This window comes from Pseudomonas sp. PDM24 (assembly GCF_019218905.1).
Classification (GTDB): Bacteria; Pseudomonadota; Gammaproteobacteria; order Pseudomonadales; family Pseudomonadaceae; genus Aquipseudomonas.
Map to the genome: position 1 here is coordinate 429,164 of NZ_JAHUWR010000004.1, position 25,161 is coordinate 454,324.

The 25,161-nt window shown below is 60.2% G+C and carries 23 protein-coding genes; 10 read left to right on the forward strand and 13 right to left on the reverse strand.

All coding sequences use genetic code 11. The features are described 5' to 3' along the window. Positions 1-5: 5 nt before the first annotated feature. From KW837_RS16450 to KW837_RS16465, 4 genes are all read right to left on the reverse strand, one after another. Positions 6-680, reverse strand: a complete 675-nt coding sequence (locus KW837_RS16450; RefSeq protein ID WP_218397228.1) for an urease accessory protein UreF — start codon at positions 678-680, stop codon at positions 6-8. After that, positions 677-1,177 carry an urease accessory protein UreE gene (ureE, locus tag KW837_RS16455; protein WP_218397230.1) on the reverse strand — a complete coding sequence of 167 codons (501 nt, stop codon included), beginning with the start codon at positions 1,175-1,177 and terminating at the stop codon, positions 677-679. Before ureE ends, KW837_RS16450 begins: the two co-directional genes overlap by 4 nt. Before the next feature lie 260 nt (positions 1,178-1,437). Beyond that, on the reverse strand, positions 1,438-2,070 hold the full coding sequence (locus KW837_RS16460) for a TetR family transcriptional regulator (RefSeq protein WP_123499794.1): 633 nt from the start codon (positions 2,068-2,070) through the stop codon (positions 1,438-1,440). Positions 2,071-2,226: 156 nt separating this feature from the next. After that, complete coding sequence (locus KW837_RS16465) at positions 2,227-2,697, reverse strand: hypothetical protein (protein WP_218397232.1); 471 nt, start codon at positions 2,695-2,697, stop codon at positions 2,227-2,229. 387 nt (positions 2,698-3,084) lie between these two features. On the opposite strand from KW837_RS16465, the gene KW837_RS16470 reads away from it, so the two are divergent. Beyond that, a complete protein-coding gene (locus tag KW837_RS16470; protein ID WP_218397234.1) occupies positions 3,085-5,160 on the forward strand; it encodes an AsmA family protein in 2,076 nt (691 codons plus the stop codon). Positions 5,161-5,234: 74 nt separating this feature from the next. On the opposite strand, the gene KW837_RS16475 is transcribed toward KW837_RS16470, so the two are convergent. Further along, positions 5,235-6,194 carry a LysR substrate-binding domain-containing protein gene (locus KW837_RS16475; RefSeq protein WP_218397236.1) on the reverse strand — a complete coding sequence of 320 codons (960 nt, stop codon included), beginning with the start codon at positions 6,192-6,194 and terminating at the stop codon, positions 5,235-5,237. A 123-nt stretch (positions 6,195-6,317) separates the two neighbouring features. Here KW837_RS16475 and KW837_RS16480 point away from each other — a divergent pair, with 123 nt between their 5' ends. The 3 genes from KW837_RS16480 (at position 6,318) to KW837_RS16490 (ending at position 8,259) form a co-directional block, all read left to right on the forward strand. Then, positions 6,318-6,956, forward strand: a complete 639-nt coding sequence (locus KW837_RS16480) for an FMN-dependent NADH-azoreductase (protein WP_218397238.1) — start codon at positions 6,318-6,320, stop codon at positions 6,954-6,956. After that, complete coding sequence (locus KW837_RS16485) at positions 6,957-7,262, forward strand: multidrug efflux SMR transporter (RefSeq protein ID WP_007903452.1); 306 nt, start codon at positions 6,957-6,959, stop codon at positions 7,260-7,262. Positions 7,263-7,368: 106 nt separating this feature from the next. Continuing rightward, on the forward strand, positions 7,369-8,259 hold the full coding sequence (locus KW837_RS16490) for a triacylglycerol lipase (protein ID WP_218397240.1): 891 nt from the start codon (positions 7,369-7,371) through the stop codon (positions 8,257-8,259). Positions 8,260-8,381: 122 nt separating this feature from the next. On the opposite strand, the gene KW837_RS16495 is transcribed toward KW837_RS16490, so the two are convergent. Next, positions 8,382-9,269: a DMT family transporter gene (locus tag KW837_RS16495; RefSeq protein WP_218397241.1), complete on the reverse strand. Its 888-nt coding sequence runs from the start codon at positions 9,267-9,269 to the stop codon at positions 8,382-8,384. A gap of 97 nt (positions 9,270-9,366) precedes the next feature. Between KW837_RS16495 and KW837_RS16500 the strand changes: the two genes are divergently transcribed. The 3 genes from KW837_RS16500 to KW837_RS16510 all read left to right on the forward strand — a co-directional run bounded on the left by KW837_RS16500 (position 9,367) and on the right by KW837_RS16510 (position 11,779). Then, positions 9,367-10,155: a helix-turn-helix transcriptional regulator gene (locus KW837_RS16500; protein WP_218397243.1), complete on the forward strand. Its 789-nt coding sequence runs from the start codon at positions 9,367-9,369 to the stop codon at positions 10,153-10,155. A 72-nt stretch (positions 10,156-10,227) separates the two neighbouring features. Then, positions 10,228-10,533, forward strand: coding sequence for a PsiF family protein (locus tag KW837_RS16505; RefSeq protein ID WP_123499780.1), 306 nt, complete (start codon positions 10,228-10,230; stop codon positions 10,531-10,533). A gap of 232 nt (positions 10,534-10,765) precedes the next feature. Further along, a complete protein-coding gene (locus KW837_RS16510) occupies positions 10,766-11,779 on the forward strand; it encodes an AI-2E family transporter (RefSeq protein ID WP_218397245.1) in 1,014 nt (337 codons plus the stop codon). A 136-nt stretch (positions 11,780-11,915) separates the two neighbouring features. On the opposite strand, the gene KW837_RS16515 is transcribed toward KW837_RS16510, so the two are convergent. Next, positions 11,916-13,190 (reverse strand): Hsp70 family protein, encoded by a 1,275-nt coding sequence (locus tag KW837_RS16515; protein ID WP_192345911.1) that lies wholly within the window; start codon positions 13,188-13,190, stop codon positions 11,916-11,918. A gap of 297 nt (positions 13,191-13,487) precedes the next feature. On the opposite strand from KW837_RS16515, the gene KW837_RS16520 reads away from it, so the two are divergent. Both KW837_RS16520 and KW837_RS16525 read left to right on the forward strand, forming a co-directional pair. After that, on the forward strand, positions 13,488-14,435 hold the full coding sequence (locus tag KW837_RS16520; RefSeq protein ID WP_123499867.1) for a DnaJ C-terminal domain-containing protein: 948 nt from the start codon (positions 13,488-13,490) through the stop codon (positions 14,433-14,435). Positions 14,436-14,459: 24 nt separating this feature from the next. Continuing rightward, positions 14,460-14,765: a chaperone modulator CbpM gene (locus KW837_RS16525; RefSeq protein WP_192345908.1), complete on the forward strand. Its 306-nt coding sequence runs from the start codon at positions 14,460-14,462 to the stop codon at positions 14,763-14,765. A 135-nt stretch (positions 14,766-14,900) separates the two neighbouring features. On the opposite strand, the gene KW837_RS16530 is transcribed toward KW837_RS16525, so the two are convergent. After that, positions 14,901-16,028, reverse strand: coding sequence for a sensor histidine kinase KdpD (locus KW837_RS16530; protein WP_218397248.1), 1,128 nt, complete (start codon positions 16,026-16,028; stop codon positions 14,901-14,903). 243 nt (positions 16,029-16,271) lie between these two features. Between KW837_RS16530 and KW837_RS16535 the strand changes: the two genes are divergently transcribed. Next, positions 16,272-21,530 (forward strand): dermonecrotic toxin domain-containing protein, encoded by a 5,259-nt coding sequence (locus KW837_RS16535; protein ID WP_218397250.1) that lies wholly within the window; start codon positions 16,272-16,274, stop codon positions 21,528-21,530. A 68-nt stretch (positions 21,531-21,598) separates the two neighbouring features. Here KW837_RS16535 and ureC read toward each other — a convergent pair whose 3' ends face one another. The 5 genes from ureC to ureA form a co-directional block, all read right to left on the reverse strand. Beyond that, positions 21,599-23,299, reverse strand: coding sequence for an urease subunit alpha (gene ureC / locus KW837_RS16540; RefSeq protein ID WP_192345902.1), 1,701 nt, complete (start codon positions 23,297-23,299; stop codon positions 21,599-21,601). A 143-nt stretch (positions 23,300-23,442) separates the two neighbouring features. Continuing rightward, positions 23,443-23,748, reverse strand: coding sequence for an urease subunit beta (locus tag KW837_RS16545; protein WP_030128285.1), 306 nt, complete (start codon positions 23,746-23,748; stop codon positions 23,443-23,445). Next, on the reverse strand, positions 23,748-24,281 hold the full coding sequence (locus KW837_RS16550) for a GNAT family N-acetyltransferase (protein WP_007907362.1): 534 nt from the start codon (positions 24,279-24,281) through the stop codon (positions 23,748-23,750). The genes KW837_RS16545 and KW837_RS16550 overlap by 1 nt, the downstream gene beginning before the upstream one ends. Positions 24,282-24,286: 5 nt before the next feature. Next, positions 24,287-24,820: a GNAT family N-acetyltransferase gene (locus KW837_RS16555; protein ID WP_218397252.1), complete on the reverse strand. Its 534-nt coding sequence runs from the start codon at positions 24,818-24,820 to the stop codon at positions 24,287-24,289. 9 nt (positions 24,821-24,829) lie between these two features. Then, positions 24,830-25,132, reverse strand: a complete 303-nt coding sequence (gene ureA / locus KW837_RS16560) for an urease subunit gamma (RefSeq protein WP_007907366.1) — start codon at positions 25,130-25,132, stop codon at positions 24,830-24,832. Positions 25,133-25,161 lie beyond the last annotated feature (29 nt).

Consider the following 25,161-nt stretch of genomic DNA (forward strand, 5'->3'; position numbering starts at 1 on the left):
AGGCCCTAGGAACGGAACAGACGGCTGTACTGGCGCTCATGGGCCATGCACGCCAGGGACAGGCCGAAAGCGGCGCTGCCAGAGTGTTCGGGGTTGATTCGGGTGGCGTCTTGCTGCGCCTGTTGCAGCAGCGGCAGCAGTTCACTGGTCAGGCGCTGCGCGGCTTGCTGGCCCAGAGGCAGGGTTTTCATCAACACGGCCAATTGGTTTTCCAGCCAGCTCCAGAGCCAGGCGGCCAGCGCATCTTGTGGGCTGATCTGCCAGGCGCGGGCCGCCAGCGCCCAGCCAAGGGCCAGGTGTGGTTCAGGGCATTGGTCGAGAAAGGCCCGGGCCGGCGCATCCAGTTCCGGTAAACCGTTGAGCAGTTGCTTCAGTGAATAGCCCATCTGCCGGCTTTCCTGATGCAGCTCACGGGTTTCCCGGCTGGCGCGATGTTCTTCGCAGCGTTGCAGCAGTTCGGCCCAGTTTTCTTCGGCCGCAGCAGTGCAATGGGCGAGCAGTAGCGGCGCTTCAAAACGCGCCAGGTTCAGCAGCAACTGATCGCTGATCCAGCGATGCGCGCTGTCGGGATCGTCCACGCGGCCGTTATCCACAGCCATCTCCAAACCCTGGGAATAGCTGTATCCGCCAATCGGCAGCTGCGGGCTGGCCAGACGCAGCAGCGCCCAGGCCGGGTTCATAAGCGCACGCCGAACTGGTGCAGTTTCGGCGGGTAGTTGAAATCCTCGTCCCCATGCCGTGAATGGTGATGGCCGCCGCCGTAGGCACCATGTTCCGGCTGGAATGGCGCTTCGATGTTCTCGGCGTTGGCGCCCAGTTGCTCGAGCATGGCCTTGAGTACGTAATCGTCGAGCAGGCGCAACCAGCCATCGCCGACCTGCAGGGCCACATGGCGGTTGCCCAGGTGATAGGCGGCGCGGGTCAGTTCGAAAGCGTTGACGCAGGTGACGTGCAGCAGTTGTTCGGGGCGAGCACAGACGCGAACCACGCGCCCGTCTTCGGCTTGCAGGCATTCACCGTCATACAGTGGCGGCTGGCCGCGCTCCAAAAACAACCCGACGTCTTCACCCTCGGCACTGAAACAGCGCAAGCGGCTTTTGCTCCGGGCTTCGAAGGTCAGGTGCAACTCGGCGGCCCAGACGGGTTGAGGGTCGATTCTGCGATGAATCACCAGCATCGGAAGGCTTCCAGCAATGGACAATGCTCAGGGATAGAGCAAGGGGCTTGCCAATCGGGGGAAGCGTAGGAAATGCCTGTCGGGGCGGAGTGGGAGGGCGGGAAGCTGGATTAACTTGGTGCGAATTATTGTTGAGCGCACCAAATTGCAGCGAAGTAGAGGGTCCATGTGGGAGCGGGCTTGCTCGCGAAGGCAGTCTTCCAGTCACATGGATGCTGGATGTACCGACGCTTTCGCGAGCAAGCCCGCTCCCACAGGGATTACTCGGTGCTGCCCAATCCCTGCCAGTGCTTGAGGCCAATAAAGATAAACCGCAGCTGCTGAGTGATTTTCGCCTGAGGTGTCAGATGCTCCGGCAACGCCTGAGCCGGTGGATCGATGATGTCCGGCAAGGTGGCGAACACGCTTTTGACGATCAGATCAGCCATGACGCTCAAGCCTGCGATGTCCAGATGCTGCAGTTTCGGCATCAGCGACAAGTCCGCCGCCAGGTCCGAGCTGATGTCTTCGCGCAAGCGGCCAATGGCCTGGCGCACTGGCAATGAGCCGCCGTACTGCTCGCGGGCAAGAAACAGGAACTGGGAGCGATTGGCCGTGACCACGTCGAGAAAGATCCGTACCGAGGCATCGATGATGCCGCCCATGACGAACTCGTTATGGCGCACCAGGCGGATGGTTTCACGGAAGGTCTGACCGACTTCGCTCACCAGCACCAGGCCCAGTTCATCCATGTCGGCGAAATGCCGGTAGAAACCGGTGGGTACGATCCCGGCGGTTCTGGTCACTTCGCGCAGGCTCAGGCTGCCGAATCCTCGGCCGCTTTCCATCAAGTGGCGGGCAGCGTCCATCAGGGCGTTGCGGGTCTGTTGTTTCTGTTCGGCGCGGGGCAGCATCGCAAGGGTGTTTTCTGGACAAGACAGCGGCGCACTCTAGCAAATCGGCTTCGCTGGCGTCGAACGACTATCGGGAGATCACGCGGGGAAATGCAGCGTCTATAAAGTCAAAAGCCCAATCCGGGGATTGGGCTTTTTTTCGGGGCCGCCATGGGCTTAGCTCACAGCGCTGTTGCGTTCGATCACACGGTCACCACCACCTTCAGCCAGGGTTTGACCCTGTGGAGTGCGATCGGAACCGTCAGCAGCCAGGGTTTGGCCTTGTGGAGTGCGGCTGGAACCGTCGGCAGCCAGGGTCTGGCCTTGTGGAGTGCGGCTGGAACCGTCGGCAGCCAGGGTCTGGCCTTGTGGAGTGCGGTCGGAACCGTCAGCGGCCAGAGTTTGGCCTTGTGGAGTACGATCCGAGCCATCTTGAGTGATCAGGCCTTTTTCTTTCAGGCGATCATTGCCACCTTCGGCCAGGGTCTGGCCCTGTGGTGTGCGGTCGGAACCATCGGCGGCAACGGTCTGGCTGAACACCGAGCGGCTTTCTTTGACTTGTGGAGTGGCCTGATCAGCGGCCGGCAAAGCAAAAGCAGTGCTGGCTAACATCGAGAGGGTCAGGCTAAGCAGTAATTCGCGTTTCATGATGGGTTGCTCCTTGGGAGGGCGATAAAGTGGGTACGAGGGCAATGCTACTCTCGAGAAATCGATATAAAAGTTCATAACCGCAATGGTAATAATCAACAGAATTGATTGTTCGACCGCAGCGCTCTAGAACGGTTGTTTCCGGCGAGCTTTTTTGCACTGAGGTGGGTGTTTTCGACCCACTCTCGCTTCGCAAAAGTGCGGGTGCGGTAACGCCGGATGAGGGGGCAGGATGTCCCCGGCCGATTATTTGAGTGTTAAGTGCCTATTCGGTTAAACCTGCGCGCCATTTCCCAGTCCTAGATTTCATGGCAGGCCGGTTCTGGCCTAACGTTTCATCAGTGCGTCGCTGTCGGGACGCTCAGTCGTATTCAGGAGCCCTGTGCAATGACGCGCACTCGTAAAATTCTCGCCTGGACTTTCGCCAGCCTTGTTGTCCTGCTGGCCGTCCTGGTATTGATCATTGCGTTCTTCGATTGGAACCGGATCAAGCCGCCCCTGAACGCCAAAGTGTCCGAAGAACTGCATCGTCCGTTCGCCATCAATGGCAATCTTGCGGTGATCTGGCAGCGCCAGACTGACGAGGGCGGCTGGCGGGCCTGGGTGCCGTGGCCGCATGTGGTGGCTGAGGACCTGACCCTGGGCAATACGGACTGGTCGAAACAACCGCAGATGGCCACCCTCAAACGCGTTGAGCTGCGCATTTCGCCGCTGGCCTTGTTGGTGCAGCGGGTGGTGATCCCGCGTATCGACCTGAGCGAACCCAATGCGAATCTGCAACGTCTGCCCGACGGTCGCGCCAACTGGACGTTCAAGTTCGACCCCAAAGACCCAAACGCCGAGCCTTCGAACTGGGTGCTGGACATCGGGGCCATCGGCTTCGACAAGGGCCACGTCACGCTCGACGACCAGAAGCTGAAGACTCAGCTTGATCTGCTTGTCGATCCGTTGGGCAAGCCGATTCCATTCAGCGACATAGTCGGAGACAAGGCAGCAAAAAAAGCGGTTGAAAAGGGTGGTTCGCCGCAGGATTACGCCTTCGCATTGAAGGTCAAAGGCCAATACCACGGTCAGAATCTCGCGGGCGAGGGCAAGACCGGCGGTTTGCTGGCTTTACAGGACGCCTCCAGGCCGTTTCCGCTTCAGGCGCAAATGAAGGTCGCCGACACCAGCGTCGAGCTGGCCGGTACGCTCACCGATCCATTGCACCTCGGTGCCCTGGATCTGCGCCTGAAACTGGCCGGTGCCAGCCTGGGTAATCTCTATCCACTGATCGGCGTGACCCTGCCGGATACTCCGCCTTACGCCACCGACGGGCACTTGATTGCCAAGCTGCATGAGCCGGGCGGGGCGGTGTACCGCTATGAGGCGTTCAACGGCAAGATCGGCGAGAGCGACATCCATGGCAACCTGACCTACGTGGCGAGCCAGCCGAGGCCCAAACTCAGCGGGGCGCTGGAGTCCAATCAACTGCTGTTTACCGACCTGGCCCCATTGATCGGTGCCGATTCCAACGCCAGGCAAGAGGCCCGCGGCGGCGAAAGCAAGCAGCCGGCGGACAAGCTGCTACCGGTCGAGGAGTTCAGGACTGAACGTTGGCGCGACATGGACGCTGATGTGGAATTCACCGGCAAACGCATCGTCCACAGCGCAAAACTGCCGTTCAACGATCTCTATACCCACGTGGTGCTGACCGATGGTGTGCTCAGCCTCGAGCCCCTGCGTTTCGGCGTGGCCGGTGGCAATCTGGATGCGCAGATTCGTCTGGACGGACGCACCGAGCCTTTGGAAGGCCGGGCCAAACTGACCGCGCGCAAGTTCAAGCTCAAGCAGCTGTTCCCCACCCTGGAGCGGATGAAAACCAGTTTCGGTGAGCTTAATGGCGACGCCGATCTTGTCGGTCGGGGCAACTCGGTAGCCAAACTGCTGGGCACTGCCGACGGCAATTTGAAGATGCTGATCAATGACGGCGCGATCAGTCGTGAGTTGATGGAGTTGGCGGGGCTCAACGTCGGCAACTATGTAGTGGGCAAGATCTTTGGCGACAAGGAAGTGAAGATCAACTGCGCGGCGGCCGATTTCGAGATCAAGGCCGGTCTGGCGACCACGCGGCTGTTCGTCTTCGATACCGAGAATGCAATCGTCTATGTCGACGGCACGGCGAACATGGCGACCGAGCAACTGGACCTGACTATCTCCCCGGAATCCAAGGGCTGGCGTTTGATTTCGCTGCGTTCGCCGCTGTATGTGCGGGGCAAGTTCATCAAGCCGGATGCGGGCGTGAAACCGGTGCCGTTAATGCTGCGCGGGGCCGGAATGGTTGCGCTGGGTGTGATTGCCGCGCCGGCGGCGGGCTTGCTGGCGCTGATAGCGCCCAGCGGTGGTGAGCCGAATCAGTGTGCGCCGTTGCTGGAGCAGATGAAGGCCGGGAAGGCGCCGGTGACGGTCAAGCCCACCAAGTAATTGGGTGTCTGCGATGACGCCTTCGCGAGCAAGCCCGCTCCCACATTAGACCGCGTTCAGACAGGCAACGCGGTCTAATGTGGGAGCGGGCTTGCTCGCGAAGGCGCTCTGGTAGGCGCTGCCTCAGGCTGCGATCTTGGCAATAGACCAGACAACCTGGCCTCCTCCTGCAACCACGCAAAAAACGCCCGCACCGGCGGATGCCGTTCGCGGCCCGGTACGCACAGTGCGCTGTATCCGGCCCCGTCGACCTGAATATCCCCTCGATAAGGCAGCAGCAAACCGCTGGCCACACTTTCCGACACCAGAATGTTGCTTGCCAGCACCAGGCCTTGTCCGGCGATGGCAGCTTGCAGGGCGTAATGCTCTTCGTCGTACTCACGCACCGCCGGTTGTTCGGTCAGCCAGGTTTCGCCGGATCGTGCACACCAGGCCTCCCAGCCATGGGCGTACAGCTTGGAGTTGTGCCAATGCACGCTGATCAGGGTCGGTACCCGACTGGGCGCCAGGGCCACTTGTTCAGGCGAGCCATAGACCCCGAAGGATTCGTCGAACAGGCACAAACCATACAGGTTCGGGTAATCGTCGAGGCTGTAACGCAGCGCCAGATCGACGCTGGCGTCCTGATGTAAATCGATCACTTCACAGTGAGTGTCCAGGCGCAGGCTGATGTTTGGATGGCGGGCGTAAAAACGTCCCAGCCGCGGTACCAGCCAGAGGGCGGCGAACGCGGCTGTGGTGGAAATCGTCAGGTTCGTGCCGCTGCGTTGCGGGCGCAAGGTATCGACGCTTTGCGCCACTTCCAGCAGGGCGCCGTGCAGACTGCGGAACAGCCGTTCGCCGCACTCGGTGAGGCGCACCTGCCGTGGCAGTCGCTCGAACAACGGCACGCCGAGCCAGTTTTCCAGGGAGCGGATCTGATGGGAAACCGCCGTCGGCGTCACCGAGAGCTCTTCGGCGGCGGCCTTGAAGCTCAACAGGCGCGAGGCGGATTCGAAGGCGCGTAGGGCGGTCAGCGGCAACGAGGCAAACATCTTAAAACTCCATGGATGAAATGGATTCATCCAGACTGATTTTTGTTCATTTGAAGATAGACGGTCACGCGCTTCAAGCTGCAACCACAAGCCGTTTCAGTTTAGCCCTTCAAGGAGATTCAGATGAGCAGAATTCTTGCCATTCACGCCAGCCCCCGTGGCGAACGTTCTCATTCGCGGCGTCTGGCCGAGGTGTTTCTTTCGGCCTGGCAGGTCCGCAACCCACAGTCGCAATTGACCCGCCGTGAAGTCGGTCGGGCGTTGATTCCGGCCGTCAACGAAGCGTTTGTGGCAGCCGCTTTTCATCCCGAGCCTGACGCACGACCGCTGTCGATGCAGGCCGACCTGGCACTCAGCGATGAATTGGTGGGGGAGTTGCTCGGCCACGATCTGTTGGTGATTTCCACCCCGATGTACAACTTCAGCGTGCCCAGCGGCCTCAAGGCCTGGATCGACCAGATTGTGCGGCTCGGGCTGACGTTCAATCACACCCTGGACAACGGCATCGCGCAGTACGAACCTCTGGTGCAGGGCAAAAAGGCGTTGATCGTCACCAGTCGCGGCGGGTTCGGCTTCGGCCCCGGCGGTGAACTTGAAGCGATGAACCATGCCGACCCGTTTTTGCGCACCGCGTTGGGGTTCATTGGCATCACCGACGTCACGGTCGTTGCCGCCGAGGGCGAAGAGTCCGCCGAACGCACCTTCCAGGTGTCCGTGGCCGAGGCCGAGCAGCGTTTGCTGGCGCTGGCCAGGGCGTTCTAGATGGCCTGGTTGTTCTTGCTGATCGCCGCCGGGTTCGAAGTCACCTTCGCCATGGGCATGAAGTACGCCGAAGGCTTCACCCGGCTCTGGCCCTCGGTGATTACGGTGGTGGCGGCGGTGGGCGGGATTTACTTTCTGACCCTGGCCATGCGCGAATTGCCGGTGAGCATCGCCTACCCGATCTGGACCGCCATCGGCTCACTGGGCACGGTGTTTCTCGGCTTTGCGCTGCTTGGCGAAAGCCTGACCGCGCTCAAGCTGGTGTCGGTCGGGCTGATCGTGGCGGGCGTGGTGGGGTTGAAGTAAGCGATGTCATAGACTGGTCGTTGAGTTGTCATCTTGGGTGACGATGCTTGGCTGACGCCTTGCATCCAGCCTTGCTTCATCTCACCGATCACAAGGATGTTCATCCATGTCGCAAGGTTCCGCCACGCGTTACCCGTTGGTATTGGTCCCGGGGATGCTCGGGTTTATCCGCTTGTTGTTCTATCCCTATTGGTACGGAATCATTTCGGCGCTGCGCCGGGATGGGGCGACCGTCATCGCGGTGCAGGTCTCGCCGCTCAACTCCACTGAGGTGCGCGGCGAACAATTATTGGCACGGATCGAGGAGATTTTGCGTGAAACCGGGGCCGAGAAAGTCAACCTGATCGGCCACAGCCAGGGCTCGCTGACCGCCCGTTACGCTGCGGCAAAACGCCCGGACCAGGTGGCTTCGGTGACTTCGGTGGCCGGGCCGAATCACGGCTCGGAGCTGGCGGACCATCTGCACACCCATTATCCGGCTGACAGCGCCAAGGGCCGGCTCCTGAGCTTTTTACTGTGGCTGATCAGCGCGCTGATGTGCCTGCTGGAAACCGGCTATCGCGGGCCGAGACTGCCGGTGGATATCCCGGCTTCGCATCAATCCCTGACCACGGCGGGCGTGGCGCTGTTCAATCAGCGTTATCCACAGGGCCTGCCTGAAGCCTGGGGCGGGCACGGCCCGGAAATGGTCAATGGCGTGCGTTATTACTCCTGGTCCGGGACTTTACAACCGGGCAAGACCGATCGCGGGTGTAACCTGTTCGACGGGACCAATCGCAGTTGCCGGTTGTTTGCCAGGACCTTCGTGCGTGAGGCGGGGCATTGCGACGGGATGGTCGGGCGTTACAGCTCGCATTTGGGGACGGTGATCGGTGATGAATACCCGATGGATCACTTCGATATCGTCAACCAATCGCTGGGGTTGGTGGGCAAGGGTGCAGAGCCGGTGCGGTTGTTTGTCGAGCATGCGGCGCGGTTGAAAGCGGCCGGGGTTTAGCAGTCAAACCGCGTTATCGTTCATCGCGGGCAAGCCACGCTCCCACAGGTTTTGTGTCGGACGCCGGCAATGAGCATGACGCCAAACCTGTAGGAGCGAGGCTTGCCCGCGAAGGCGTCATATCAGGCAACACTGACCCTACGACCAAGCACCGTGGTCCAGCGCTCCGACAAAATCACCCCACTCAACGTCAGCACCCCACCCACCAGGTGATACAGCGCCAACTGCTCATGCAGCACCACCGCCGCAATCAGCGCCGTAATCAACGGCAGCAGATTGAAAAACAGCGTGGTCCGGCTCGGCCCCAGGCGCACCACGGCCTGCATCCACGCCAGCGGCGCAAGCATCGAGGCCAGCAGGCAGGCGTAGAGCACCAGCGGGATGTTCTGCAGGGTCGGGCCGACTTTCGGTGAGGCGAGGAACAGCGGAAACAGCACCACCACCGCGACCAACACCTGTAAATACAACAACACTAGCGGCGGCAAACGCAGCTGCCATTTTTTCAGCAGGGTGCTGTAAATCGCATACGCCAGCGTGGCGATCAGCATCATCGCGTCACCCAGGTTCACCCCGTGTTCCAGCAACGCGCCAAGGCTGCCGGACGACACCACCACCAAAACACCCGCAAACGACAACACCGAGCCGGCCAGTGCACCGGCGGTCAGGCGTTGGCCGAGGCTGACAATCGCCATGGCCAGCGACATCAACGGCATCAGCGACAAAATGATCCCCATGTTGGTGGCCGAAGTCAGCGTCGCAGCGAAGTAAGCCAGGCTTTGATAAACCGCCATACCGAGTACGCCGAGGATGAAAATCCTGCCAAGGTTCGGGCGGATCAACGGCCAGTGGGCGATCACCGGTTTAAGCATGAAAGGCGTGAACAGCATTGCGGCCAGTAGCCAGCGGTAGAAACCGATTTCGGCGGGAAAGATCGCGCCGACCGCGAGTTTGTTGATCACGGTGTTGCCGGCCCAAATGAAAATGGCCAGCAGGGGATAAGCGTATTGCATCGGGGAAAACCAGAACGTTAATGAAGGGTGATTATCCGCTTGTCTGAATCAATGCCTATACTTCGATCCAGACAACCTGCCTCTGATTCCGGACAGCATGAACAGCAAACACATCGACCTGCTGGATTTCAGCGAGCTGCCGGCCCCGGTCTATTTCCGTTATGCCGACTTCAACACCCATGAATACGCCTCGGCCCACCATCACCCTTGGGGCACCCTCGAGTATTCGGCCAATGGGGTCTTGCACATGGAAATCGGCAGCCGCCGCTTCATGTCGCCGCCGCAATACGCGGTGTGGGTGCCGCCCGGGACCGAGCACAGTTTCTATAGCAATCAGCCGATCAACTATCGCGCGGTCTGCCTTGCGCCGGCGCTGTGCCGTGATCTGCCGCAGCAGGCTTGCACCCTGGCGATCAGCGACATCCTCAAGGCGATCCTGAAAGACTTCGCCGCCCGCGATGTGAAAATTCCCGAGCACGATGCTGACAAGCGTCTGGCTCAAGTGCTGGTGGACCAACTGCGACAGGCGCCGATGCATGAGTGTTATTTGCCTTACGCCAGCAGTCCCGGGTTGCTTGGAATTCTTGAGGCCTTGCAGGCCGAGCCTGGGGATAACCGACCATTGGGGCACTGGGCCGCGCAAATTCACGTCAGCGAACGCACGTTGGCCCGGCAGTTTGTCCGCGAGTTGGGCATGAGTTTCGGGGAGTGGCGGCAACGCTTGCGGTTTCTGGCGGCGATCGAAGCGCTCGATAGCCAGCGCAGCATTCAGGAAATCGCCTTCGACATGGGGTACAGCACCGGCTCGGCATTCATTGCGATGTTTCAGCGTCAGGCCGGGTGCACACCTGAGCAATATCGACGCAGCCATCTCGATAGCAGGTGAACGTGTAACAGGCTTTGTCTACACTCCGAAACGAGGCCGCATCCATCGGTGCGGCAACAAGGAGAACACTCCATGAAGATGTTGCGTGCCCCGTTGTTGATGGTCGGTTTGCTGCTCTGCTCCCAGGGTTTCGCCGCCACTGCCCAACAGAACAAGATGACCACCTGCAATGCCGAGGCTACCGCCAAAAGCCTCAAGGGCGACGAGCGCAAAGCCTTCATGAGCACCTGCCTCAAAGCCGCGCCGGCCGCCGATGCCGCCAAGCCCATGACCCCTCAACAAGAAAAGATGAAAACCTGCAATGCCACGGCGACCGCCCAGGCCCTCACGGGTGATGCACGCAAAACCTTCATGAGCGATTGCCTGAAGAAAAAATAAGCAGCGCGGTCAGCTCGGGAGGCTTTGTGGCGGTTGTGCTGGCCCCTTCGCGAGCAAGCCCGCTCCCACATTTATTCTCAGGCGTGCACAGAAGGTGTGTTCACAGGAGATCCAGTGTGGGAGCGGGCTTGCTCGCGAAGGGGCCGGTAAGGTCGACCGACACAATCCCTAGTGCTCGCCCCGGAACGCTGGCAGACTGCCAATCCTTTTACGTCGTTCGTTTTGAGGCTGTATGTCAGCGTTTTCTCAGCGTCAGGTCTTGTTGCTTATCAGCTGGGTCATCATTTTTGGTGGTTTGCTGCTGGTGCTCCCTCTGCGATTACTGCCCAGCCTGCTGGCCGGGTTGTTGGTGTTTGAACTGGTCAACATGCTCACGCCGCAATTGCAGCGGCTGATCGAAGGCCGCCGTGCGCGCTGGCTGGCGGTGGCGTTGCTGGGGACATTGGTGGTCAGCGTGCTGGCGCTGATCTTTGCCGGTGCGATCAGTTTTCTGCTGCACGAGGCAGAAAACCCTGGTGCTTCTCTCGACAAATTCATGGTCGTGGTCGACCGCGCGCGGGGGCAGTTGCCGCCGTTCATCGACGCTTATCTACCGGCCAGTGCCGCCGAGTTTCGCGTGGCCATCGGCGAGTGGATGAGCAAGCACCTCAGCGACTTGCAACTGGTGGGCAAGGACGCGGCACACATGTTCGTGACGCTGCTGATCGGCATGGTGCTGGGGGCGATCATCGCCTTGCAGCGAGCGCCGGATGTGACCAAGCGCAAACCGTTGGCCGCGGCGCTGTTCGACCGTTTGCACCTGTTGGTCCAGGCGTTTCGCAACATCGTTTTCGCCCAGATCAAGATTTCCCTGCTCAATACCTTCTTCACCGGGATTTTTCTCGCGGTGGTCCTTCCGATGTTCGGGATCAAGCTGCCGCTGACCAAAACCCTGATCGTGCTGACCTTCCTGCTCGGCCTGCTGCCGGTGATCGGCAATCTGATGTCGAACACCTTGATCACCATCGTCGGCTTGTCGCTGTCGATCTGGGTGGCGGTGGCGGCGCTGGGTTACCTGATTGTTATCCACAAGCTCGAATACTTCCTCAACGCGCGCATCGTCGGCGGGCAGATCAGTGCCAAGTCGTGGGAGTTGCTGCTGGCAATGCTGGTGTTCGAAGCCGCGTTCGGCCTGCCGGGGGTGGTGGCGGGGCCGATTTATTACGCGTATCTGAAGAGTGAGTTGAAGCAGGTGGGGATGGTTTGATCAGGTCGAATGCATTGCCTGATCTGACGCCTTCGCGAGCAAGCCCGCTCCCACATTCGACCGCATTCCATCTGGAGGAACTCGGTCGAATGTGGGAGCGGGCTTGCTCGCGAAGCAGGCGCCGCGGTCTTTCAGGTCAATCCATCGGGCCGTAACGCTTGGCCGCCTCGATCGCCAACCCGCTGCCGATGCTGCCGAAAATGTTCCCTTCCACATGCCGCGCATTCGGCAACATCGCCGAGACGCTGTTGCGCAGTGCCGGGATTCCGCTCGAACCGCCGGTGAAGAACACGGTGTCCACCTGATCGACCCGCACATTGGCGTCTGCCAGCAATTGGGTCACGCTGTTGCGCACCCGCTCCAGCAGATTGTCGATGGCCGATTCGAACAGTGCCCGGCTCAGTTCCACGCTCAAACCCGGCTCGATCCGATCCAGTGGCACATGGCGGCTGTCGGCGTGGGTCAATTGAATCTTGGTTTCTTCCACTTCCATGGCCAGCCAGTGGCCAGCGCGCTGGTCGATCAGCTTGAACAGGCGATCGATGCCGCCGGTGTCTTCGATGTCGTAACGCATGCTGCCCAGGGCCAGGGTCGACTTCTGCGAATACACCGAGTTGATGGTGTGCCAGGTCGCCAGGTTCATGTGGTGGCTGGTCGGCATATAGGCGCCGCTCTTCATCCGGCTGCCGTAGCCGAACAGCGGCATCAGGCCTTGCAGGCTCAGCTGCTTGTCGAAATCGGTCCCGCCGATGTGCACGCCACCGGTGGCGAGAATGTCGTCGTGACGGTTGTCGTGGTTGCGGCGCTCAGGCGACAGGCGCACCAGCGAGAAGTCCGAGGTACCACCGCCGATGTCCACAATCAGGACAAGCTCTTCTTTTTCGATGGTCGACTCATAGTCGAACGCCGCCGCAATCGGCTCGTACTGGAACGAGACGTCCTTGAAGCCGATGGCGCGGGCTACATCCACCAGGGTGTTTTCTGCTTCCTGGTCGGCCATTTCATCGTCATCGACGAAAAACACTGGCCGGCCCAGCACCACTTCCTCGAATTCCCGACCGGCAGCGGCTTCGGCACGCTTCTTCAACTGGCCGATGAACAGGCCGAGCAGGTCCTTGAACGGCATCGCCGTGCCGAGGACGCTGGTGTCGTGCTTGATCAGTTTGGAACCCAGCAGGCTCTTGAGCGAGCGCATCAGCCGGCCTTCATAGCCTTCCAGGTACTCGTGCAGCGCCAGCCGGCCGTACACCGGGCGGCGTTCTTCCATATTGAAGAAGACCACCGAGGGCAGGGTGATCTTGTCGTCCTCCAGCGCGATCAGCGTTTCCATGCCGGGGCGCAGCCAGCCGACGGTGGAGTTGGATGTGCCGAAGTCGATACCACAGGCACGGGCTGGAGATGCGTTTTTCATGTCTTTCAAGTTCCGGTTAAAAAACGGCCGCGCAGTGTATGTCAGTGCGGCGAAGATTCGTAGGCCGACTATCCGTTAAATCGCAGCGCTCAGCGCTTGAAAGATGCCCAATCACCCCCAAACTTCCCTGCATAGACTTGGCAACCCCTGGGGCGACTGCAAGAACCGCGCCCTGCTGCCGATAAACTTCTGATGCGCTGCCCGGTCACAACCTTGAGATCGGTCAATCCAAACGCTGCAAACAAGAGCATGCTGTGCCTGGCCGCGCGATTTCGATAATGGATGGTGATTCCCTCGATGGACTTCAAAGACTATTACAAGATTCTCGGTGTGGAGCCGACCGCTGACGATAAGGCGATCAAGGCCGCCTATCGAAAGCTGGCGCGCAAATACCACCCCGACGTCAGCAAGGAAAAGGACGCCGAGGCCAAATTCAAGGACGCTTCGGAAGCCTATGAAGCGCTGAAAAGCGCCGACAAGCGCGCCGAATACGACGACTTGCGCAAATACGGCCACCACGGTCAGCCCTTTCAGGGCCCACCGGGTTGGCAGAGCCGTGGTGGTTTCGGGGGGGGTGGTCAGGACACGGGCGATTTCTCGGACTTTTTCAGTTCGATCTTCGGCAACCGTGGTCCGGGTTTCGGTGGTGGTGGACGGTCGGGCCATAGCGCCGGACGTCGAGGGCAAGACGTGGAAATGGAATTACCGGTTTTTCTGGAAGAAACCCTCTCGACCGAATCGAAGAAAGTCAGCTTCCAGGTGCCGCATTACAACGCTGCCGGCCAGCATGTCAGCAACACCAGCAAAAGCCTGAACGTGAAGATCCCCGCTGGCGTGACCGACGGTGAGCGCATCCGCCTCAAGGGCCAGGGCGCTCCGGGCATCGGTGGCGGTGCCAATGGCGACTTGTACCTGACCATCCGTTTTGCGCCGCACCCCAAATTCGACGTCGAAGGCGAGAACCTGATCATCACCTTGCCGCTGGCTCCGTGGGAGCTGGCGCTGGGGACCGAAGTCGCGGTGCCGACCCTGACCGGCAAGATCAACCTCAAGGTTCCGGCCGGTAGCCAGAATGGCCAGCGCATGCGCGCCAAGGGCCACGGCCTGCTGCACAAGGCCGGTCACCGTGGCTACCTGTTCGTGCAGCTCAAGGCAGTGATGCCGAAAAAACTCGACCATGACGTCAAAGAATTGTGGGAGGAGCTGGCGAAAAAAGCCGCTTTCGATCCGCGAGAGAACTTTTGATTTCGAGATAAGGAGTAGCCAATCATGAGCGACCCCGTGATCGTTCTATTGGACCTGGCAGAATTCTGCGAGGCGACCGAACTGTCGGACGTGCATGTGATCGAGATCGTCGAACACGGCATCCTCGAACCTCAGGGAGCACAGCCCAAGGATTGGCGTTTCACCGATTATGAGCTGGTGCTGGCCAAGCGCGCTGCCAAGCTGCGGCGCGACCTGGAGCTGGAATGGGAAGGTGTCGCCCTGGCGCTGGATCTGCTGGAAGAAGTCCAGCAACTGCGGGCCGAGAACCGCATGCTCAAGCAGCGGTTGGGGCGGTTGCTGGTCGAGTAATCGTTCTGGTGTTTTTGTGTTGTCTGTCAGGTCGCCTTCGCGAGTAAGCCCGCTCCCACAGGGGATTTGCGGCGTACACAAATCAAATGTGGGAGCGGGCTTGCTCGCGAAGAACGATAACGCGGTCTACCGCCGTCAGACCTTCCTGGGCAACACCACGGTAAACATCGTGCCATCGGCCTCATTGGAGCTGACGTCGATCGTCCCTTGATGGGCCTTGACCACTTCCTTGACGATGAACAGTCCCAGACCAAGGCTGGTGGTCGGCCCGTTGAGCGCTTCGTTGGCACTGCGTACCAGCGGATCGAAAATCGTGGGGAGCGCCCCGGGTGGAATCGGCGCACCGTCGTTGTGCACGGTGAGCCGAACGCTGTCCGCTTCGCCCCTGAGGGTCAGCTTGACCGCGTTGTTGCTCGAGCCGTGTTGCAAGGCATTGCCGATCAGGTTCTGCAGCATCTGATTGAGCTTTCGGCCATCCCACACACCTTGGGTATCGCCTTCGACGCTCAATGTCGGATCGCATTGCGGATGAGCAGCGCAGGCCTGGGCAATCGCTTCACGCGCCGTATCGGCCAGATCCATGGGCGCCGGTTCGATCGGCAGGCTCTTGCCCAGGCGACTGCGGACCAGCTCCAGCAAATCGCCAATCATCACCGCCATGTGGCGGGTGCCACGCTTGATGTGGAGCGCGCAGGTCAATGCGTCGCCCTCAAGGTTGGTTTTACGCATCAGGATTTCGGTGGACATGCTCACCGCTTGCAGCGGTGCGCGCAGGTCATGGCCAAGAATTGCCAGAAAAATGTCCCGGGAATGATTGACCTGCTCGGCATAGGCCGCCGTAGATTCGGCCAGGGCTTCGTCGATGGCTTCGTTGAAACGGATCATGTCCTGGAAATAGGCGATGTCGGGGGAGTCCAGGCTGTTGACCCACAAGCGGATCACGCAGGCGCGCAGATGACGGAACTCGCTGGTCATCTGTACCAGATCAAACCCCACGGTATGCCGCAGCTCGCCATGGCTGGCGCCGGCTTCGTCCAGGCTCGGGGTCTTTTCCGGGCCTTCGCCACGGGCTTTGGCCAGCTGTTCGCTGGCGCTCTGGGGCTTGGTCATGTCCCGCGCAGCCGCCAGCAGAATCGACCTTGAATGGTCGCGCAGTGCGGTGCGGTCCATGGATTCGGCGGCAGGGGTGATGGTTTTGGCGAATTGCTCCCATTCATCGACGATGCGGTCAACGTGTAACACGATGAATTCGGAAAGGCGCATGGCGGTTACCTGAGTGCGAGACAGCGAGTCGCATAGTAGCGCTTTTGACTGCGAAAAGAAGACCGCTCACCGGTTGGCATAGGCCCGCGGCTGCGTGGTGGTATCTGTGTATTTTCGGCCACATGATTTTCGAAGGGTCCAGTGCCTTTTCAAGGGGGGGCCTTACCCGATATTTGGTCTTTTGTTTTGGCCGAGGGTGAATAAAGCTGTTGATTCCCGACCTGACAGCAAGGTGATTGAACAGTGGCTGATTTGCATGGAAGCAATTCGCTGGAATCTGAAGCATCTCAAATCGAAAACAACGGCAAGCATTACAGTCGCGTACTCGGTGTTATCCCGGACTCGATCAGGCGTGCATCGGCGCCAAGGTTGAAAGCCCTGACGGAACTGGATCCACAGACTCCCGATTGGTATGGCGAGGCGCGAGCCATTGACCGCCAACAGCTTAAAGCATTGATTGAACGGCGCTGGCGCCTGCAGGCCGTGCTGGACAAGACGCTGGCTGATTTGCAACAGGAGATAAAGGCATTCGCCGAGCCTCTGCTCGGTTCGTTATTAAAAGAAAACTTTAATGTGGTCGAAAACGTTGATGATTGGGTCGTGCAACTTGAAGTGCCGAGCAAGATTATCTTCGGCATCGATACCGGCGCCAGTCGCGTCCGCTCATCTACCTTGTTGGAGGCGGCATTACATAATTTCGAAACGTCAGAAACCGAGGAAGATGCATGGCGCAGCAGCTCGGGTATCTATCGCAAGGATGCCCGTGGCGTTTTTGCGCGGGTCCCGCAGATCACGTTGCCAAGGTTTGCGTCGTTATGCCGAAGTCTGAATATTGGTGAGCAATACCAGCAACACATCAAATCCATCCTGTTGCCCGCAACACCCATGGCGCAGCGAACCCTGCAGCAAGATTCAGTCGCCAGCGAGAAGGCAGCCTTTCAGGTGGCGGCGCTGGTTGCCCGGTTGAAGGGCGATATCAGCGATCATGCCTACGCCAAACTGTGCGATGTCTGTGAAAGCCGTGCGGGTGTCACCTTGTACGACCGCCCGTTGCACGCTCATCGTTTATCGCTGATGGGTTTCAGGTTGACCGGCATCGTGTTGTTCAGCGCGGTCAGCGAACCGTCGCAGATCAAACGCGCCATCGATGCCCTGACCCCCGTCACCTTGAAGTTCTGGCTGGACTGGTCGCAGCGCATTCCAGTGTTGCCAGGGCGAGAATACGAGCAATACAAACTGTTGCAGGCGTTCTTTGCCAATGGCGCGCAGGGTGTGGACGATGAACTGTTGCGCAGAGAAGATATTTACCGGCAGAGCCGTTTATCCGGTCCGCTGATCGCTTATGTGCCAGAGGATCCGCAACAGCCGTTGAAGGAATACCCATCGCTGGCCGCGTTCATGACAACCCTGCTCGGTCAGTTGCGAAATACCGGGTACCAGACCTTTTTCAGCCGATTTGTGGCACACAAAGATAAAGGGCACTTTTTTGCCCGGGTCAACGAACGCCTCACGACCTTCACCTGGCAGCAGCGCGAACCTCTCGACATGGGCCCGTGGTGGCGCGAAACGGCGGTCGAGAACCCCAACGCAGAACCGTTCACCAATCTCATTACCGGTGAGTTGTGGCAGACACTGTTTCTCGAACGCCGCGACAAGGCCATTGCCGATGCGCGATGCATCGCCGTGCCGACCGACGACGAAGACGCCACCGCCCGCTTCAAACGCTTGACCAGCTATCTGTCGGTTGGCTGGAACCTCTTCAATTTCACCGCGATGCTGGTGCCCGGTCTTGGCGAAGCCATGCTGGGAATCATGGTCGCGCAGATGCTCGCGGAACTGGCCGAGGGCATCGAAGACTGGAGTAAGGGTGATAAGGCGCAGGCCTCGGCGTACATCAACGGCGTGTTGATCAACTTTGCGCAGTTGGCGCTCATGGGCGCCGGGCACGTTTTACCCAGTGGCAGGCTGGCCCCGATCAACATCTCGCCATTTGTCGAAGATCTCAAACCGGTGGAGGTGGCCGGCAAGGAGCGGTTGTGGAGCCCGGACCTGAAACCCTATGAACAAGCGATGGTCTTGCCGGTGGATGCACCGGTCAGCGAAGAGGGCCTGTTGCGGTATCAAGAACAGGACCTGCTGCGGCTCGACGACAAATGCTATGCGCTGATGCAGGATCCGGAGACCGGGCAGCATCGCCTCCAGCATCCGAGCCGGCCCGATGCCTATCAGCCGCTGCTGGAGCACAACGGCGCCGGCAGCTGGAAGACCGAACTCGATCAACCGCTTGAATGGGACAAGAGCCGGTTGCTCCGGCGTTTGGGGGCTTCAGTGGATAGGTTCTCCGATGAAACCCTGGAACACATATCGGTCGTCAGTGGCGTGCATGAGGATAGGCTGCGCTGGCTCCACGTGGAGCACGAAACGCCGCCCGCCTCATTACGCGACACGCTTAAGCGCTTTAACGCGTATGCCGATGCCGAGGATTGCGCAGGACGAATTCTCGGCAATCGGATCGATGACGAATGGGCTGAGCTTGTACCGCGGTTCATGACTGAGGTGCGGGGCTGGCCCGAGGGCAAGGCCATCGAGATTTTCGACGCAGCGAATTTGTCAGGCTCGTCGATCAAGGAGGGTTTTGCCAGTGCGTTACCGGTGCATACATTGCGCATGAGCCGACAGGAGCTTGTCGCCGGAATGTTACCTGAGCGGGTTGTCGAGTTCCTTGATGAGCATGAGCTTCGTGAACTCCTTGGCCAATGGCTGGGCGGTGACCGTCAGGCGCGTATCAAGGCCACCCGAGAGCTGCTTGGCGGGCAGGCACGACAATCGCAAAGACGACTTTTCGATTACCTGTATTCGCGTCGCGAACGCTCGGACAATCTGTTGGTGCGACGGCTCAAAAGCGACTATCCGGATCTCTCGATCAGCATGGCCGAGGATCTGTTGCGTCATGCAGCTCCCGCGGACTTGCAACATTTGAGCGAGAAACAACGCACGCCCCTGAACCTGGCGCAACAGGCCCGACACGCGGAGCAGCGAATACGCTTGGCTCGCGCTTATGAAGGGCTCTACCTCAAAGAACTGTACAGCACCGACACGACCCGGCTGGCCTTGCACTCGCTTGAGACCCTGCCAGGCTGGCCGAGTGATCTGCGGCTGGAAATTCGCGAATACTCGGCTCAAGGCCGGTTGTTCGACAGTATCGGCCCGGTGGACGCACCGATGCGCAAGCTGTTGATTCTCGGGGAAGACGGCCAATACCAGGCACGGGATGCGCTCGATCAGCACCTGCATGGTGACGACACACTGTATGCCGCGGTGCTGCACGCGTTACCCGATACCCAGCGCACGACCCTGGGCTTTGATATCCATGAGGCGCAACGGCTGGAAAACAGGATCCAGGCACATCCGCTGGCGCGCGACCGATTTGAGCCTGTATTGCTGGAAAACCCTGTTCTCAAGCCTTTTTATGATCCGTCCATCATGCGTCTTCGTGGCGGTATGCAACGTTACGCGCAGCAAGCGCCGCACGGTTTGGGCTTGCGTCGTCGAGCCTGTTCGCTATATCCGGGGTTCACACAAGAGCAGGTCGAGACCTTGCTGGCGGGGTTCACTCAGAATGGCGGCTCGGCGCATGAACGTCTTGCAGCGCTGGAGGTTGAGTTCAATCAGTTGAACCGGGCGCTGCAACGCTGGCTGAAATCGCCCACCGCCTCGTTTCGATTCAGCTCGGCGGGCCTGGCGGAGGGGCGGTCGCGAAACCTGCTCTATAAAGCGATCAGGCAATGTTGGCGCCGAGCCGGGTCACCGGGACCCGAGGCAGCGGGTGTGGTTCTGCCCCAGGCATTGCTGCTGGACAACATTCCAATGATGGGTCGCCACCTGGCGACCCTGCCGAAGCTGGAAGCCAACTTTGACCATGTCACCATGCTGAGCCTGAGCAATGGCGAGCTCACTGCGCAGGCTGAGCCTTTTTTGGAGGCGTTCCATCGGGTCAGGCAGCTCAACCTGCAAGGCAATCGGCTGACCACCCTTCCTCAGGTGGTCAGTGACATGAGCCATCTCACCGATCTGTACCTCAGTGACAACCGCATCGAACTGGATGTGCTGGCGGTCGCACGTCTGAAGAGGTTGACCCGCCTGAGGTCTTTAGACTTGAGCGGCAACCCGTTGAAGCTCAGCCCTGACGTCAGTCGGATGCCAGGCCTGCAGACACTGTTGCTAAGCGAGACGGGCCTGGACAGTTGGCCCGTAGGTCTGTTTTCCCAGCCGCGCCCCCACAATATTCATCTGGATTTGCGCTATAACCCGATCATTCGGGTACCGGATGTCGCTCCCGGCTCATTTCGCGCCGAATTGTTGGCGCGCACATTGATCAGTCAAGAGCCGCGCTGGATCTCGCCGGACAATCTGAACACCCTCAGGTTATACATCGAGTCGGTCGGCCTGGACCCCGAGCGTCTGTATCCGCCCCGAGGCACGCTGGACAGTTTGGAGTGGTCCCAGGGGCTGACGGAGTCGCAATGGCTGGCCGGGCAGAAAGTCTGGTACGACGTTGAGGATGAATTCGACTCGCTACCGTTCTTCAATGAAATCCGCAGGCTCACCCAGTCCGCCGACTTCACGGCCGGCGGCGCGTATCGGGTGGACTTGACCGCCAAGGTCTGGCGGATGCTCGAGGCCATGGCACAGAACAGCGAACTGCGGGTCAGGTTGTTCGCCGAAGCCGCCGCGCCCACCGAATGCGTGGACGGTGGAACCCAACTGTTCAACGCCATGGGGGTGCAGGTGCTGATCCATGAGGCCTATGCCCTGGGTCGTCTGGACCTGATCGAACCACAATTGCTGGAACTGGCGCTGGGCAAGTCTCGCCTCGATGAGATCGGCGCCATCGCCCGTCACCGAGTCGCCGCGCGGGTGGCGGCAGGCGAGCAGTTCCGACGGGTTGACGAACATGGCAATGTCACCGGCACGATCGATGAAGTGGAAGTCCACTTGGCCTACATGACCGACCTGGCCGAGCGTCTGTCTCTGCCATGGCAGGCCCGGGGCATGCAGTTCCGCAAGATCGCCGGGGTGACCCGGCAGATGATCGACGCGGCGTTCGAGCGGATCGTGGCGCTGGAGGAAGGTGATCTGCTGCCGGATCGGCTGCTTGAGCAACCTGTCTGGAAAACCTGGCTGGAGACTTCGTACCCTGATGAACTGAATGGCTTGAAACGACGGATTGACGCCATCACCGAGTTACAGGACGCGTTGCTACGTCGGGCCGAGGCGGTTGTCCCGAAGGCGAAGTCTGCCCTGGATGTGCAGGTCAACCAGTTGTGTCGCGAGTTGGGCAACGACGAAAACGACTTCGCCGAGGGTCAGCTCATCAGTGACGATGACTACACCCAGGCGCTGGAGGACATCGATCAGCAAATCAGGCAACGGTTGAGAATACTGACCCGGCAAGCGATGGATCGGGCCCGCTTAGCGCTGCTTGGGGTTGCACACCGTTAGCAATGTGGGCAAAAGCAAAGGCCTCGACACAGATGTTCGAGGCCTTTGCTTGTGACGTATCCAGCGACTCAAAACAGGAAGTAGCGCTGAGCCATCGGCAGGGTTTCTGCCGGTTCACACCACAGCAACACCCCATCGGCCTTGACCTGATAGGTCTGCGGATCGACATCGATGTTTGGCAGGTAATCGTTGTGAATCAGATCGGTTTTCTGCACGTCACGGCAACCTTTGACCACCGCGATTTTCTTTTTCAGGCCCAACGCTTCGGGCAAACCGGCCTCCTGCGCCGCCTGGCTGATAAACGTCAGGCTGGTGGCGTGCAGCGAGCCACCGTAGCTGGCGAACATCGGGCGGTAGTGCACCGGCTGCGGCGTCGGGATCGAAGCGTTGGCGTCACCCATCAGGCTGGCCGCAATGGCTCCGCCCTTGAGGATCAGCGTCGGTTTGACCCCGAAAAACGCCGGACGCCAGAGCACCAGATCCGCCCATTTACCCACTTCCACCGAGCCCACTTCATGGCTGATGCCGTGGGTGATCGCCGGGTTGATGGTGTATTTGGCGATGTAGCGTTTGGCGCGGAAGTTGTCGTTGCCTTCGCCATCACCGGGCAGCGGGCCGCGCTGCTTTTTCATTTTGTCGGCGGTCTGCCAGGTGCGCGTGATGACTTCACCGACCCGGCCCATGGCCTGGCTGTCGGAGCTGATCATCGAGAAGGCGCCGAGGTCGTGAAGGATGTCTTCGGCGGCGATGGTTTCGCGGCGAATGCGGCTCTCGGCGAAGGCCACGTCTTCGGCAATGCTCGGGTCCAGGTGATGACAGACCATCAGCATGTCGAGGTGTTCGTCGATGGTGTTGCGGGTGAACGGCCGGGTCGGGTTGGTCGAGCTCGGCAATACGTTGGCAAAACCGCAGGCCTTGATGATGTCCGGGGCATGGCCGCCGCCGGCACCTTCGGTGTGGTAGGTATGGATGGTGCGGCCCTTGAAGGCGGCGAGGGTGGTTTCGACGAAGCCCGACTCGTTGAGGGTGTCGGTGTGGATCGCCACTTGAACGTCGTACTGGTCGGCCACGTTCAGGCAGTTGTCGATGCTCGCCGGGGTGGTGCCCCAGTCTTCGTGCAGCTTGAGGCCGATGGCGCCGGCCTTGACCTGTTCGATCAGCGGTTCCGGCAGGCTGGCGTTGCCCTTGCCGGTGAAGCCGATGTTCATCGGGAAGGCATCGGCGGCCTGAAGCATGCGCGCCAGATGCCATGGCCCGGAGGTGCAAGTGGTGGCATTGGTGCCGGTGGCCGGGCCAGTGCCGCCGCCGATCATGGTGGTGACGCCGCTCATCAATGCTTCTTCGATCTGCTGCGGGCAGATGAAGTGGATATGCGTGTCGATGCCGCCGGCGGTGAGGATCATGCCTTCACCTGCAATGACTTCGGTGCTGGCGCCGACGGCGATGGTGACGTTCGGCTGGATGTCCGGGTTGCCGGCCTTGCCGATGGCGGCGATGCGCCCATCCTTGAGGCCGACGTCCGCCTTGACGATGCCCCAGTGGTCGATGATCAGGGCGTTGGTGATCAGGGTGTCGACAACTTCTGCCGCCAGCAATTGGCTCTGGCCCTGGCCGTCGCGAATGACTTTGCCGCCGCCGAATTTCACTTCTTCGCCGTAGGTGGTGAAGTCCTGTTCCACTTCGATCCACAGCTCGGTGTCGGCCAGACGGACCTTGTCACCGACGGTGGGGCCGAACATGTCGGCGTAGGCTTGTCTTGAGATTTTCATGCGCTTGCCTTGGGATTCAATTGGATTTGAGACTGTTCGCTTCGCTCACAGATTCGCGGGCAAGCCTCGCTCCTACAGGGGGATGTGATCAATTGTAGGAGCGAGGCTTGCCCGCGAAGGGGCCGGTGCGGACAACGCATGACTTAAAGGTCACCCATGATCCTGCCGGCAAACCCGAACACCCGGCGATGCCCGGCCAGGTCTACCAGTTCGACCTCGCGGCTCTGCCCCGGCTCGAAGCGCACGGCGGTGCCGGCGGGGATGTTCAGGCGCATGCCGCGGCTGGCGGCGCGGTCGAAGGTCAGGGCGTCGTTGGTTTCGAAGAAGTGATAATGCGAGCCGACCTGGATCGGCCGGTCGCCGCTGTTGGCCACCTTCAGGCTGAGGGTGCGGCGGCCGACGTTGAGTTCGATGTCGCCGGGCTGGATCTGGTATTCACCGGGAATCATCAATGGGCTCCTTGGAGAATCTTGTAATAGAGGGCGGTCGGTTTGTAGCGGCCGTTCGGGTCGCAGGCGTAGTCGGGGATTTCGCCGGCGCGGGTGTAACCCAAAGCCTTGTAGAAGTCTTCGGCGGGGGAGCCGGCTTCGGTGTCGAGGTAGAGCATGCCGCGCTTGTGCTGGCGGGCCGCGAGCTCAACGGCATGCATCATCTGTTGGCCCAGGCCGCGACGACGGGCGTGTTCACGCACCAGCAGTTTCTGCACTTCGGCGCGGTTCAGCCCATTGGCTTTCTGGCACAACGTCAATTGCACGCTGGCCTGTACCTGTTCGTCCTTGACCACCACCCAGAGCAGCACGTTGCCTTTGTTCAGGTTCTCCTGGACTTCATCGAAATAGGCTCGGGCCTGGGTCGCATCCAGATCCGCCATGAACCCGACACTGGCGCCATAGCCGACGGCGTCGAGCAGCAAATCAATCAAACCCTGACGATAGTGCGCAAAGCTTTCAACATTGACGCGGCGCAGTTGGGCGGCGTTCATGGGTATCACTCCTTGTGGGGACCGGGTGGCATTGCGCCCGGGTCGAGGATCAGTTGCATGAAGGTCAGGTCCAGCCAGCGGCCGAACTTGGTGCCCACCTGCGGCATTTGGCCGGTGACGACAAAACCGGCCCGGTCGTGCAGCCGAATCGAGGCGCCGTTACCGCTTTCGATGGCGGCGACCATCACGTGTTTGTTGCAGCCTTTGGCGCGTTCGATCAGCACTTCCATCAGTTGCGGCCCGAGGCCATTGCCCCGCTGATCGTTGCGCACGTACACCGAGTGCTCGACCGTGTGGCGGAACCCATCGAACGGCCGCCAGTCACCGAATGAAGCGTAGCCGAGTACGCTGTTGTCGCCGTCGACGATCACCAGCACCGGATAGCCCTGGTCTTGCCGGGAGCTGAACCAGGCCTGGCGGTTACCGAGGTCCACGGCCTGTTCGTTCCAGATCGCCGTGGTGCTCCGCACGGCGTCGTTGTAGATGTCGCGGATCGCTGGCAGGTCGGCGAGCAACGCATCGCGGATGTGGTAAGTCATGGCGCGACCTCAGGCGATCGGTTGGTGAACGGTGACCAGTTTAGTGCCGTCGGGAAACGTCGCTTCGACCTGGATCTCCGGGATCATTTCCGGGATGCCTTCCATCACTTGTTCGCGGCTGAGCAGGGTGGTGCCGAAATGCATCAGCTCGGCCACGGTCTGGCCATCACGCGCGCCTTCGAGCAGCGCCGCGGAAATGTAGGCCATGGCCTCCGGGTAATTGAGCTTCACGCCGCGAGCCAAACGCCGCTCGGCCACGAGGCCGGCGGTGAAGATCAGCAGCTTGTCTTTTTCGCGTGGGGTCAGGTCCATCGTAGAAATCCATATTCGGCAGTTAAAAA